Origin of the sequence: Azospirillum sp. TSH58, assembly GCF_003119115.1 — a bacterium.
Classification (GTDB): domain Bacteria; phylum Pseudomonadota; class Alphaproteobacteria; order Azospirillales; family Azospirillaceae; genus Azospirillum.
Window position 1 is genome coordinate 1,828,431 of sequence record NZ_CP022367.1, and the last position, 12,047, is coordinate 1,840,477.

General features: G+C 69.9%; 13 protein-coding genes. 11 read left to right on the forward strand and 2 right to left on the reverse strand.

Translation table 11 applies throughout. The features are described 5' to 3' along the window. The first annotated feature begins 94 nt into the window (after window positions 1-94). The 9 genes from TSH58p_RS34350 to TSH58p_RS29810 all read left to right on the forward strand — a co-directional run bounded on the left by TSH58p_RS34350 (window position 95) and on the right by TSH58p_RS29810 (window position 8,608). Complete coding sequence (locus TSH58p_RS34350) at window positions 95-1,882, forward strand: autotransporter domain-containing protein (RefSeq protein WP_247873959.1); 1,788 nt, start codon at window positions 95-97, stop codon at window positions 1,880-1,882. A 147-nt stretch (window positions 1,883-2,029) separates the two neighbouring features. After that, window positions 2,030-2,854, forward strand: coding sequence for a universal stress protein (locus tag TSH58p_RS29775; RefSeq protein WP_109069400.1), 825 nt, complete (start codon window positions 2,030-2,032; stop codon window positions 2,852-2,854). Window positions 2,855-2,947: 93 nt separating this feature from the next. Beyond that, on the forward strand, window positions 2,948-3,199 hold the full coding sequence (locus tag TSH58p_RS29780; RefSeq protein WP_109069401.1) for a hypothetical protein: 252 nt from the start codon (window positions 2,948-2,950) through the stop codon (window positions 3,197-3,199). A 167-nt stretch (window positions 3,200-3,366) separates the two neighbouring features. Then, window positions 3,367-3,558, forward strand: a complete 192-nt coding sequence (locus TSH58p_RS29785) for a DUF2934 domain-containing protein (protein ID WP_109069402.1) — start codon at window positions 3,367-3,369, stop codon at window positions 3,556-3,558. 33 nt (window positions 3,559-3,591) lie between these two features. After that, window positions 3,592-3,999, forward strand: a complete 408-nt coding sequence (locus TSH58p_RS29790) for an Hsp20/alpha crystallin family protein (protein WP_109069403.1) — start codon at window positions 3,592-3,594, stop codon at window positions 3,997-3,999. 11 nt (window positions 4,000-4,010) lie between these two features. After that, window positions 4,011-6,440 carry an endopeptidase La gene (gene lon, locus TSH58p_RS29795; protein WP_247873960.1) on the forward strand — a complete coding sequence of 810 codons (2,430 nt, stop codon included), beginning with the start codon at window positions 4,011-4,013 and terminating at the stop codon, window positions 6,438-6,440. A 91-nt stretch (window positions 6,441-6,531) separates the two neighbouring features. Then, window positions 6,532-7,416 (forward strand): DUF2076 domain-containing protein, encoded by an 885-nt coding sequence (locus TSH58p_RS29800; RefSeq protein ID WP_109069563.1) that lies wholly within the window; start codon window positions 6,532-6,534, stop codon window positions 7,414-7,416. A gap of 175 nt (window positions 7,417-7,591) precedes the next feature. After that, a complete protein-coding gene (locus TSH58p_RS29805; protein WP_109069405.1) occupies window positions 7,592-8,125 on the forward strand; it encodes a MarR family transcriptional regulator in 534 nt (177 codons plus the stop codon). A gap of 78 nt (window positions 8,126-8,203) precedes the next feature. Continuing rightward, window positions 8,204-8,608, forward strand: a complete 405-nt coding sequence (locus TSH58p_RS29810; RefSeq protein WP_109069406.1) for a NifB/NifX family molybdenum-iron cluster-binding protein — start codon at window positions 8,204-8,206, stop codon at window positions 8,606-8,608. A 32-nt stretch (window positions 8,609-8,640) separates the two neighbouring features. Here TSH58p_RS29810 and TSH58p_RS29815 read toward each other — a convergent pair whose 3' ends face one another. Then, a complete protein-coding gene (locus TSH58p_RS29815) occupies window positions 8,641-9,333 on the reverse strand; it encodes a sensor histidine kinase (RefSeq protein WP_109069407.1) in 693 nt (230 codons plus the stop codon). 244 nt (window positions 9,334-9,577) lie between these two features. Here TSH58p_RS29815 and TSH58p_RS29820 point away from each other — a divergent pair, with 244 nt between their 5' ends. Next, entirely contained in the window at window positions 9,578-10,600 is a 1,023-nt protein-coding gene (locus TSH58p_RS29820) for an esterase-like activity of phytase family protein (protein WP_109069564.1), read from the forward strand. 34 nt (window positions 10,601-10,634) lie between these two features. On the opposite strand, the gene TSH58p_RS29825 is transcribed toward TSH58p_RS29820, so the two are convergent. After that, window positions 10,635-11,216, reverse strand: coding sequence for an NYN domain-containing protein (locus tag TSH58p_RS29825; protein ID WP_109069408.1), 582 nt, complete (start codon window positions 11,214-11,216; stop codon window positions 10,635-10,637). Window positions 11,217-11,513: 297 nt separating this feature from the next. Here TSH58p_RS29825 and rpoZ point away from each other — a divergent pair, with 297 nt between their 5' ends. Further along, window positions 11,514-11,960 carry a DNA-directed RNA polymerase subunit omega gene (gene rpoZ, locus TSH58p_RS29830; protein WP_109069409.1) on the forward strand — a complete coding sequence of 149 codons (447 nt, stop codon included), beginning with the start codon at window positions 11,514-11,516 and terminating at the stop codon, window positions 11,958-11,960. The last annotated feature ends 87 nt before the right edge of the window (window positions 11,961-12,047 follow it).

Below are 12,047 nucleotides of genomic sequence, written 5' to 3' on the forward strand. Positions count from 1 at the left end.
CCTGTTTTCCGGCTGTGCCAGCGGGGGAGGTGAGGCGGTGACGGGCAAGGCGATTCGTTTGGCGGGAATGCGTTTGGCGGCGGGTGCCGCGCTGTTGGCGTCGGCGCCCGCCGGGGCGGTGCCGTTCGACCGGGTGTTCGTCTTCGGCGACAGCCTGTCCGACACCGGCCGCGTCTACGAGCTGACGCGTGGCGGCATACCGCAGAGCCCGCCCTACTACGACGGGCGCTTCTCCAACGGCCCCGTCTGGGTCGAGCGGCTGGCCCCGCTGATCGGCAGCCAGCCCGACCAGAAAACCAACTTCGCCTATGGCGGCGCGGAGACCGGGACCCTGTCGCAGACCGGCGTTCCCGGCATCCAGGGGCAGGTCGGGCAGTTCCTGCTCAGCCGTCCGAGCGGGACCGGCGGCGGGCTGTTCGCGGTCTGGGCGGGCGGCAATGACTATTTCAACCGCGTCTCCGCCGGGTCCGATCCCTCGGGCCTCGTCACCCAGACGGTCGGCAACATCGTCACCACGGTGGAGCGTCTGGCGGCGCTCGGCGGGAAGACCTTCCTGGTGCCGAACCTGCCGGACCTCGGCACGATCCCGGACACCCGCAATTCCGACCGCGCCGCCCTGCTGAACGCGACCACCGCCTCCCACAACGCGCTGCTCGCCCAGGCGATGGCCGATGTGGAGAAGCGGCTGGGCGTCACCGTCGTGGTCGCGGACGTCAACGCGCTGTACCGCGCGGTTGCGGCCAACCCGACGGCCTACGGCTTCACCAACACCGTGACGCCCTGCGTGACAAACAATGCGCCGACCGGCGCCTGCGGGAGCGAGGCGCAGGCCGACCAGACCGTCTATTGGGACGAGATCCACCCGACCCGTGCCGCCCATCTGCTGATCGCGCAATACATGCAGGGCGCCCTGCTCGCGCTGAACGACGCGGCGGAGACGGTGGCGATGCAGCCGGAGCTGGCCTTCGAAGCGACACGGAGCTGGCACCGCGCGCTGCTCGGCTCCATCGCCGGCCCCGCCGCCACGCGGGTGGAGGCGCCGCTCGGCAGCGGGGAGCTGAGGGCCTTCCTGATCGGCGACGCCGCCTGGGGCCGTCTCGGCGGCACGGCGGAGCGGCAGGGCTTCCGCTTCAACACCCAGTCGGGCGGCGTCGGCGCCGAGCTGCCGGTCGGCCCGGCCTCGCGCGTCGGGCTGTCGGTCGGCGGTTCGCGCGGCCACGCCAAGCTGGACGAGGGGGCGGGCACGCTGGACATGACCAGCACCATCATCGGCCTGCACGCGGTGACCGAGGCGCAGGGCTTCCAGCTGGCCGTGGCGGGCAGCGTCTCCTTCGACCGCTACGGCGACATCGACCGGACCACCGGCTTCGCGCCGTTCCCCAACGCCTCGGCGGAAACGGACGGGCGCACCTACGCCCTGTCGGTCGCCGGGGGCTACACGGCGCAGCTCGGGCCGGTGGCGCTGGGGCCGCGGCTGGGCCTGCGCTACATCCACACGCGCATCGACGGCTATCAGGAGAGCGGCGCCGGCCTGCTGTCGCTCGGCGTCGAGCGGCAGAGCGCCGAATCGCTGGAGAGCAGCGTTGGCGCCGAAGCCTCCACCATGCTGGAGATCGGGCGGACGGTGCTTCAGCCCAGCCTGGGCGTCGCCTGGGAACACCAGTTCGCCGAGGACGCGCGCACCGTCACCGTCCGCCTGCCCGGCGGGGCCGCCAACAGCGTCAGCCCGAGCGGCGACGGCCGCGACTCCCTGGTGATCGGCGCCGGCCTGTCGGCCCAGCTCTGGCAGGCGGTCGGCGCGACGGTCGGCTACCGCGGCGAACTGTCGGGGGCGGACGGCCACAACCACGCCTTCACCGCCCGCTTGCGGATGAGCTTCTGAGGAAACGCCTATTCCATCCTTCCGGAAGGCTTTTTCCTGCTGGCGTTGCGGCGCCGCAAGAGGAACAATCGGAGCCGGTGCGTCGCCCCCGGGCACGCCCGCCCGAACAAGAACAACGGCCCGGACAAAAACAAAGGGAGGAGTTTCATGGCCTACAAGCACATCCTCGTGCATCTCGATTCCGGCCCGCAGGTGGAAACCCGCCTCGACGCGGCCATCGCGCTGGCGAGCAAAAGCGGCGCCTTCCTGCGCGGCCTGTTCGCCCAGCCGGACCGCAGCGCCACCAGCGTCATCGCCCGCCGTTCCAGCGACCATCTGGAGCAGGCCGCCGCCCGCAGCGAGGCGATGTTCCGCGACAAGCTGCAGGCGTCGGGCCTGCAAGGCCAGTGGCACGGCCTCACCCATGGCGAGCACAACCACGTCATCCGCGAGGTCATCATCTGGTCGCGCTTCGCCGACCTGACGGTGCTGGGCCAGTTCGACCGCAGCGCCGCCGACGGGGTGGCGCCGGAGGAGCTGAACGAGCAGGTGGTGCTGAATTCGGGCCGCCCGGTGCTGGTGCTGCCCTTCGCCGGAACCTTCCCGGTGATCGGCAAGCGCGTCGCCGTCGCCTGGAACGCCGAGCGCGAGGCCGCCCGCGCCCTGGCCGACGCCATGCCCTTCCTCCAGGCCGCCGACGAGGTCACGGTCATCACCGTGCTCACCCAGGCCGCTCCGCCGGCCGGAACGGAGCCGCAGCGCATCGGCCTGCTCGACCATCTGGCGCTGCACGGCGTGACGGCCGACCAGACGCACTTCACCGTGACCGACATCGGCGCGATGGACGCGCTTCTCGCCCGCAGCATCGATTCCGGGGCCGATCTGCTGGTGATGGGCGCGCACGGCCATTACGGCTTCCCCTTCCTGCACCGCGGCGGCGGGACGCGCCACGTCCTGCGCACCTGCCCGGTGCCGCTGCTGCTGTCCCACTGACGCCGTCCGGCTGACGGAAAGAGGCGGCGGGCTTTCCTCCGCCGTGCCGGGCGGCCATGTAGAGGCTGTCCCGGCACCGGCTGGAGGGCCTGCATGTCCTGGCTGCGCGTCTTTCTGATCGCCTGTCCCGTCATCGTCCTGGCGGCGCTGCTCGCCGCCTGGGCGGCGACGGGCTTCGACCTGTTCGGCCTCAGCCTGCCGGGCCTGCTCGCCCTGGTCGGCGGCGCCGTGCTGACCAGCGCCGTCGCCATCGGGCTGATGGCCCTGGTCTTCCTCAGCAACCGCAGCGGCCATGACGAGGCGGCGGGCCGCCCCGACCCCACGGACGGGCCGGACCGGCTCTGAAGCCCCGACACCGAAGGGGACCATCGGCCCTTTCTTCCGTCTGATGTCCGCAAGGTCAGCGGAACGCCTGCGATTCCCCACCGTTGCTGAAGGGACGAAGGAGCCCCGGCTCTTGCGGCCGGACGGGCCATGCCTGCGGCCGGGGCGGGAAGGAGGGGAAGACCGCAATGGACGAACACCGCATCCGCCACCGTGCCTACGAGATCTGGGAGCAGGAGGGGCGCCCCGAAGGCCGCCGCGCCGAGCATTGGGAGCGGGCCTGCCGCGAACTCCAGGAGGAGGACCAGCGGGCGACCGGGGAAGCCCCCGAGCGGCGCGACCCCGCCCGCGCCTCCGCGGACACCGGCGCCGGCATCTGACGTCCATCACACCCGTCGCCCCAAGGAGACGCCATGCCGCCCCGCCGCGATCCCGCTTCCTTCATGTGGTCGGAGGCCGTCGAACTGCTGGACCGCGCCGAGCGGCTGCACCGCCAGTTCTTCCGCCCGGCCCCGCCCGGCCCGCGCCGCGCCTGCTGGACCCCGCCCATCGACGTCTACGAGACGGAGGACGCGGTGACCATCGTGGTCGCCCTTCCCGGCGTCGGCGCGGACCAGCTTCACGTCGCCGTCGAGGACGGCGTTCTGGTGGTTGCCGGCGAACGGACTCTGCCGCTGGGCTGCGACGGGATCATCCACCGGCTTGAGATTCCCCACGGCCGCTTCGAGCGGCGGATCGAGCTGCCCGCCGGGGCCTTCCGCATGGGACGGCGCGAGCTGTCGGCGGGCTGCCTCGTGCTGACGCTTGACAAGATGGGATGAAGGACGCCCGAATGACCGCCTCAACGATTGGCGAGCACGCCGCCGACGCGACTCCGGCTCCCCAGACGCCGCCTGCCTCGCCCCCTGCCTCCGGGCTGCCGGAGGATGTGATCCCGGTCATCCCGGTGCGGAACCTCGTGCAGTTTCCCGGGGTCGTGCTGCCGGTGACGGTCGGGCGGGCGCGCTCGGTCGCCGCGGCGCAGGAGGCGGCCCGCACCGAACGGCCGGTCGGCATCCTGCTCCAGCGTGACGAGGCGGTGGAGGAGCCGACGGGGGCCGATATGCACCGCGTCGGCACGACCGCCAGCATCCTGCGCTACGTCACCACGCCCGACGGCTCGCACCATCTGGTGTGCCAGGGGCAGCAGCGATTCCGCATCGTCGAGTGGGTGCCCGGCCATCCCTTCATGGCCGCCCGCGTCGAGATGGTGGAGGAGAGCGACACCGCCACGCCGGAGGTCATGGCCCGCTTCCTGAACCTGCGCAACGAGGCGGTGGAGGCGCTGCAACTGCTGCCCCAGGCCCCGCAGGAGCTTCTGGCCGCCGTGCAGGCCATCGAGAATCCCGGCGAGCTGGCCGACATGACCGCCAGCTACATGGATCTGAAGCCTGCCGAGAAGCAGGAGGTGCTGGAGACCTTCGACCTGCCGGAGCGGCTCGACAAGGTCGGCGGGCTGCTGGCCCGGCGGATCGAGGTGCTGCGGCTGTCGCGCGACCTCCGCGAGCGCACCCGCGAGGCGATGGACGAGCGCCAGCGCGAGTATCTGCTGCGCGAGCAGCTTCGCGCCATCCAGAAGGAGCTGGGCGAGGCCGACGAGGGCCGTCAGGCCGAGATCGGCGAGCTTCAGGACGCCATCGCCAAGGCCGGCATGCCACCCGACGTGCGCGAACACGCCGAGAAGGAGCTGCGCCGGCTGGAGCGCATGCCGGAGGCGGCGGCGGAATACTCGATGGTCCGCAGCTATCTGGACTGGCTGATCGAGATGCCGTGGGACCGCCGGTCGGAATCGCGCATCGACATCGCCGAGGCGCGCCGCATCCTGGACGAGGATCATTACGGGCTGGAGAAGGTCAAGCGCCGCATCCTGGAATTCCTGGCGGTGCGCAAGCTGAACCCGGAAGGGCGCAGCCCCATCCTGTGCTTCGTCGGTCCGCCGGGGGTGGGCAAGACCTCGCTCGGGCAGAGCATCGCGCGGGCGACCGGCCGGGCCTTCGCCCGCGTCTCGCTGGGCGGCGTCCATGACGAGAGCGAGATCCGCGGCCACCGCCGCACCTATGTCGGGGCGCTGCCGGGGAACATCGTCCAGGCGATCCGCAAGGCCGGGACGCGCGACTGCGTGCTGATGCTGGACGAGATGGACAAGCTGGGGCAGGGCTTCCACGGCGACCCGTCGGCCGCCCTGCTGGAGGTGCTGGACCCGGAGCAGAACGCGACCTTCCGCGACCATTACCTGGGCGTGCCCTTCGACCTGTCGAAGGTGATGTTCATCGCCACCGCCAACATGCTGGACACCATCCCCGGTCCGCTGCGCGACCGCATGGAGGTGATCGAGCTGTCCGGCTACACCGAGGACGAGAAGCTGGAGATCGCCAGGCGCTACCTGCTGGCCCGCCAGCTCGCCGCCAACGGGCTGACGGCCGAGCAGTTGGAGATCCCCGACGACACGCTGCGCGCGATCATCCGCGACCACACGCGGGAGGCCGGGAACCGCAATCTGGAGCGGCTGATCGGCGCGGTCGGACGCTACGTCGCGGTGCGCATCGCCGAGGGCGAGGTCGAGCGGATGAGGGTCGAGCCGGCGGATCTGACGGCGATCCTCGGGCCGCCGCGATTCGAGAACGACGTGGCGATGCGCACCAGCGTGCCCGGCGTGGCGACCGGCCTCGCCTGGACCCCGGTCGGCGGCGACATCCTGTTCATCGAGGCCAGCCGCTACCCCGGCTCGGGGCGGCTGATCCTGACCGGTCAGCTGGGCGAGGTGATGAAGGAAAGCGCGCAGGCCGCCCTCAGCCTCGTCAAGTCGCGGGTGAAGGACCTCGGCCTCGACCCGGAGGGGCTGGACCGTTTCGACATCCACATCCACGTCCCGGCGGGGGCCATCCCGAAGGACGGACCGTCCGCCGGGGTGGCGATCTTCACGGCCCTGGTGTCGCTGCTGTCCGGGCGCTGCATCCGCTCCGACACGGCGATGACCGGGGAGATCAGCCTGCGCGGGCTGGTCCTGCCGGTCGGCGGCATCCGCGAGAAGGTGGTGGCCGCCCAGCGCGCCGGTCTGAAGACGGTCATGCTGCCCGCCCGCAACCGCAAGGATTTCGACGACATTCCCGCGGCGGTGCGCGAGCGGCTGAGCTTCGTCTGGCTGGAGCGGGTGGACGACGCCGTCCGCGCGGCCCTGGTTTCGGAGCCTTCCGCGGAGGCGGCGGAGCGCAAGGCCGGGTAGCGTCTCCGCCGGGTCCGGGACCCTTGCGCACTGGGGGTGCGGTGCGCCACATGAAAGGCGCGCCCGCGTGGAGCGCGCACAGGAGACGATCATGACGCCCGAGGAACGCACCCTCCTTTCCGATCTGTTCACGCACCTGCGCGAGGTGGAGAACCAGCCCCGCGATCCGGAGGCGGAACGCTTCATCCAGCAGATGATCCAGGGCCAGCCTGCCGCCGCCTACTACATGGCGCAGTCGGTCCTGGTGCAGCAGCAGGCGCTGACCGCCGCCCAGCAGCGCATCGACGATCTGGAGCGGCAGGTGAGGGAGGCGCAGGCCCGCGCCCAGCAGACCCAGCAGACGCAGCCGTCCGGCGGCAGCTTCCTGTCCAACGCGCTCGGGCTGGGGCGCAGCCCGTGGGCCGGTGGGGGCAACCGCCCGGCGGAACAGCGGCCCGCTCCGGCTCCCCAGTCTCCCCAGGGGCCGGCCTACAACCCGATGCAGCCGCCGATGCCGTCCCCCGCGGCCCCGTCGCGCAGCCCCTGGGGGGCCGCTCCGCAGGCTGGCGGGCAACCCGGTTACGGCCAGCCCGCCTATCCGCCCCAGCCCGGCTACGCACCGCAGCCCGGATTCGGCCCGCAGGGCTACGCGCCGCGTGGCGGCGGGTTCCTGAGCGGTGCCGCCCAGACCGCGGCGGGCGTGGCCGGCGGCATGCTGGCGGCCAGCGCCATCTCCTCGATGCTCAGCCATTCGCCGGGCCCGTTCGGCGAGGCCGCAGCGGCGGCGGGCCAGACGGCCAGCCATGGCGAGACGATCATCAACAATTACTACGGCGACTCCGCGGACCAGGGAGCGGGTCAGGGGGGCACGGACCAGGGCTTCCCGCCGGAGGACAACAACCTCCAGAACGTCGACTATCAGACCGACGATTCCTCGTTTGATGACGGCGGTGGCGACGGCGGTGGCGATGGCGGCGGGGACGACAGCTGGATCTGAGCTTATCCAGTCCTCGCCTTGTCCAGTCCTTGACCGAAGGCGCGCCAACCCTTTGGAACGGTTCGGTGCGCCTTCTCGTCGCCATCACAGTTAATATAAATTAAACAGTTAGGTCCCTACGGTGCGTTGGGCAAGGAAGGCCGTTTTCCCCGATCCCCACGCAGAACCGAGGCCCATGACGACGCTCGTTCAGCCCCAGCCGACCGAAGACGCCGAGCGCAACGACGCTGAGCGCAAGGCCTCCGCCACCCAGATGTACCATGAGGTGGCGCGGATCATCGAACGGATGCACCGCCGGTTTCTCGACGTTCTGCGAATCGAGCTGTCCCGCATCGGCATCGACGACATCAGCCCGGTTCAGGTCATGATGCTGCTGAACATCTCCAACGGAGAGATCAGCGTGCGCGACCTGATCGAGCGTGGCTATTACCTCGGCTCCAACGCCTCCTACAACCTGAAGCAGCTGGTGGACAGCGGCTATGTGGACCGCTCCGCCTCGCCGCGCGACAAGCGCGCCGCCCGGCTGAAGTTGTCGCCCAGGGGCCTGGAGCTGTGCGAGCGGCTGCGCCACATGGCGTCCGTCCATTCCGACGGTCTGATCCGCACCGACGGCGACAGCCAGGACTTCGAGGTCACCTACCGCACGCTGCGCCGTCTGGAGCGCAAGTGGACGGACGTCATCCGCTCCGACGAAACGGAAATCCTCTGACGCGCATTGACCTCCCTCAGTGTGCGCGGCGGTACGCCGTGCCACGGTAAGGCGGCTGAGCCTTGAGGGGGGTAGGGGATGAAGTTCGCCGTCGGCACGCAGGATTACCGCAGCATCGCCACCCATGGCGGCCGCACCCGCCGCTTTCTGGTCTTCGAGGCCGAGGCGGGCGGCGAGCCCGTTGAGGTCGCGCGGATCGAGCTGGCGGAGGACGAGGTGCTCCACCTCGCCGGCGACGGGCGCCCACACCCCATCGACGCGGTGCGGGTGGTCATCACCGGCTCCTCCGGCGAGGGCTTCATCAACCACATGAAGCGCCGCGGCATCGAGCCGGTGACCACGCTGGAGGCCGACCCGGTGCGGGCGATCCGCGATTACTTCGCCGGCACCGTCAAGGCGGCGCCGCCGCCCGAGCATCCCCACGAGCATCACGACCACGGCCTCGAGGACGCCCCGCGGGAGTGCCACGGAACGCCGGCCTGATCCGTCAGGCCTGAGTCGTCAGCCCTGAGTCGTCAAACCGGAAAGGACACGCTGGCGGTGGTGCCGGCGGCGTCGCTTTCCGTGTTCAGCGTGTCGCCGAGCTGGGCGGCCAGCGCTTCGGCCAGCATCAGCCCGTCCTCGGCCGTCGTGTCGAAACCGGCGGGCAGGGCACGCCCGTTGTCCTCGACGATCAGGCGGGCGCGCCCGTTGTGCTCCTGCGTCACCGACACGCGAATCCAGCCCTGTTCCGGATAGGCGTGATGCAGGCTGTTGGTGATCAGCTCCGCGGTGATCAGGCCCAGCGGCATGGCCTCGTACAGGCCGATCTGGATGGGATCGCTCTTCACCTCGATGGGGACGTTGGCGAGGCCGCCGGGCGTTCCGTGCTTCACCGCATCGGCGAGCGATTCGATGTAGCGGCCCAGATTGACATGGGTGCCGGTGCCCGACTCGTGGAGCTGGCGGTAGAGGATGGCCAGCGCTTCGATGCGCACCAGCGTCTGCTCGTAGGCGGCGCGGGCGTCCGGGTCGCGGATGCGGCCGGTCTGCAGCTTCAGCAGGCTGATGACCAGCTGAAGGCTGTTCTTGGCCCGGTGCTGAAGCTCGCGCAGTTCGGCCTCCAGCTCCCGGATGCGCTCCGCGATTGGGTCCTCCGGCGCTCCCGAACCGGTGGCGGGGCGATCAGCAGGCAGGGCGACCGGCTGGGACCGGAGGGGATTGAGCATCACGCAATTCTCGGCTGAAGCTGGGCAATGTTTTACTTAGGTACAGAACAATTTATGCGCTTGAACCCACTCCCGAGTTGGTTCTGAGGAAGTAACCCTCTGCGCATATCCAATTCGTTCGTCCACGTTCGGACGGAGGGGCAGGGCTTATGAGCCCAGCGGACAAAGGGTGGGAATCGCGGGCAGGCGGGGCAAGCCGGAAAATGCGTTTCCCCGGCCGCCCCGTCGTGGCATGAGTGCCGCCATGCGTTTGAGAACCCTGGTGATTCCCTTCTGCGCCCTGCTGGCTGTGGCCGGCGGCTGCGCCGCGGTGGCCGGAAACGGCGGGCCATCCGCGCCCTCCGTTCCGATTGCGCTGGACCCGGACCGCCCGGCTCTTGCGGAGGTCGGTGCCCTGCGGTTCCGTGGCGCTCTCCGTCTGCCCGATGGGGCGGGGGTGGGGGGCCTGTCCGGCCTGTGGGTCAGCGACTCGGGGGACCGCTTCGTCGCCGTCTCCGACAACGGGAAGAGCGTCACGGGACGCCTGTCCTACGACGCCCAGGGGCGTCTGGCCGGCGCCGGACACTATGATGTCCGGCGCTTGGTCATCGACAAGGACCCGGACTCCCGCGGCCGCCTCAACGACTCGGAGGACCTCGTCCGCCTGCCGGACGGCGGCTGGCTGGTGCCGTTCGAGCGCAATCACCGCATCCTCCGTTACGACGGCGCCGACCGCCCCGAGGGAGCGCCGCGCAAGCTTCCAACACCGCCCGGCCTGGAGAAGGCTCCGTCGAACGGCGGGGTCGAGGCGCTGGCCGCGCTGCCGGACGGCCGCATCCTGGCCATCGAGGAAGGGGACGACGACGGCGTTCGGGAACGCCACGCCTGGATCGCTCCCGCCGATCCGAAGGCGCGCGCGGATTGGCAACCGCTGACCTACCGCGCGGCACCGCGCTTCCGCCCCACGGCGGCGGCGGCCCTGCCCGACGGCGGGGTACTGGTGCTGGAGCGGCGGGTGTCCCTGCTGGGGGGCTGGGCGGCGCGCATCGTCCATGTGCCGGCGGACTCGCTGCGTGGCGGCGCGACGATGGATGGGGTGGAATTGGCGCGGCTGGAGCCGCCCTTGCCGACCGACAATTTCGAAGGGATGGCGGTCCGGCCCGGCCCGGACGGCGACACGCTGGTCTACATCGTTTCCGACGACAACCGCAGCCCGCTCCAGCGGACCTATCTGATGATGTTCCAGCTTCCGGCCAATGCCCTGAAGCCCACCATCGCGGGGCGCTGACCGGTCGGCGCGCCCCACAGGAGTGCGACGCCGCTCAGAAGTTGGCGTAGGGGCCGCCCTGGGCGGACAGGTCCGGCGCTCCCGGAGCGCCCGGGTTCCCCATCGGCTCGCGGTGATGATGGACGCGGGCGATGCTCGGGGCGAGGTCCTGAAGCTCGATGAAGTTGTCGGCCTGACGGCGCAGTTCGTCGGCGACCATCGGCGGCTGGGAGCGCACGGTGCTGATGACGCTGACCCGCACGCCCTTGCGCTGCACCGCCTCGACCAGCCGGCGGAAATCGCCGTCGCCGGAGAACAGCAGGATGTGGTCGACCCGCTCGGCCATCTCCATCACGTCGATGGCCAGCTCTATGTCCATGTTGCCCTTGATCTTGCGCCGGCCCGACGCGTCGGTGAACTCCTTGGTCGGCTTGGTCACCATGGTGTAGCCGTTGTAGTCCAGCCAATCGACCAGCGGCCTGATCGGCGAGTACTCCTGATCCTCCACCAGCGCGGTGTAGTAGAAGGCGCGCACCAGCCTCCCCTCGGAGGCGAAGCCGTCGCGAAGACGCTTATAGTCGATATCGAAGCCCAGGGACCGGGCGGCTGCGTACAAATTGGCGCCGTCGATGAACATCGCCAGACGCTCTTCCTTATAAAAGAGCTTCGTAACATCTTTCGGCAAAGTCGTATTCCGATCCAATTCCGTAATCCTTCCACGATGGATTGAATTATATGTCAGGCATACGCGAAATTGCGATTCACCAGATAAGTAAAGTAGGAGGTCGTCTACGCGCGAGCAAGGGGGAGCGCGGGCGGGGTCACGCCGCGGGCGGGGTACGGCGGGCGGACCCGACGAAGCTCGAAGCGCTTGCGCAGGCGCGAACGCATCAATATATTCGGTTGCCTTCGCAGATCCCGGAGTTGGTTTGGTATGGCCCGCGTTACCGTCGAAGATTGCGTCCTCAAGGTTCCGAACCGGTTTGAGCTGGTCATGATGGCGGCCCAGCGCGCGCGTGAGATCGCGTCCGGCGCCCCGCTGTCGATCGACCGCGACAACGATAAGAACCCGGTCGTTGCCCTGCGTGAGATCGCCGATGAGACGGTGATGCTGGAGCATCTGAAGAACGCCCTGATCAAGGGCCACCAGAAGCACGTCGAGCCCGACGAGCCCGAGGAGGAGATCGTCGAGCTGATGGCCGGCGAGCACGACTGGGCCGCCCGCGGCGACACGTCGCTGGAGGACGAGGACGGGATGAGCGAGGCGGAGGAGGTCGGCGAAGGCGACGACCTGCTGTCCGACATGGAGAGCGATCCGGCGGCGGCCTTCGGCATGACCGAGGACGATGTCGCCGGCCGCGATGCGGACGGAGATCTCTGACGCTGACCGACAGCGACCGGCTGTGGGGGCCAATGGCCCCCGTTTCCGTCGACAAACCATTCATTTGCGAAACTTCATGGCGCACGC

Excerpts from the sequence above, each read along its gene's own strand:
- TSH58p_RS29775 (WP_109069400.1), top strand. The coding sequence starts at position 2,030 with ATGGCCTACAAGCACATCCTCGTGCATCTCGATTCCGGCCCGCAGGTG.
- TSH58p_RS29810 (WP_109069406.1), top strand. The coding sequence starts at position 8,204 with ATGAAGTTCGCCGTCGGCACGCAGGATTACCGCAGCATCGCCACCCAT.
- TSH58p_RS29800 (WP_109069563.1), top strand. The coding sequence starts at position 6,532 with ATGACGCCCGAGGAACGCACCCTCCTTTCCGATCTGTTCACGCACCTG.
- rpoZ (WP_109069409.1), top strand. The coding sequence starts at position 11,514 with ATGGCCCGCGTTACCGTCGAAGATTGCGTCCTCAAGGTTCCGAACCGG.
- TSH58p_RS29785 (WP_109069402.1), top strand. The coding sequence starts at position 3,367 with ATGGACGAACACCGCATCCGCCACCGTGCCTACGAGATCTGGGAGCAG.
- TSH58p_RS29815 (WP_109069407.1), bottom strand. The coding sequence starts at position 9,333 with ATGCTCAATCCCCTCCGGTCCCAGCCGGTCGCCCTGCCTGCTGATCGC.
- TSH58p_RS29825 (WP_109069408.1), bottom strand. The coding sequence starts at position 11,216 with ATGTTCATCGACGGCGCCAATTTGTACGCAGCCGCCCGGTCCCTGGGC.
- TSH58p_RS29780 (WP_109069401.1), top strand. The coding sequence starts at position 2,948 with ATGTCCTGGCTGCGCGTCTTTCTGATCGCCTGTCCCGTCATCGTCCTG.
- TSH58p_RS29805 (WP_109069405.1), top strand. The coding sequence starts at position 7,592 with ATGACGACGCTCGTTCAGCCCCAGCCGACCGAAGACGCCGAGCGCAAC.
- lon (WP_247873960.1), top strand. The coding sequence starts at position 4,011 with ATGACCGCCTCAACGATTGGCGAGCACGCCGCCGACGCGACTCCGGCT.
- TSH58p_RS29790 (WP_109069403.1), top strand. The coding sequence starts at position 3,592 with ATGCCGCCCCGCCGCGATCCCGCTTCCTTCATGTGGTCGGAGGCCGTC.
- TSH58p_RS29820 (WP_109069564.1), top strand. The coding sequence starts at position 9,578 with ATGCGTTTGAGAACCCTGGTGATTCCCTTCTGCGCCCTGCTGGCTGTG.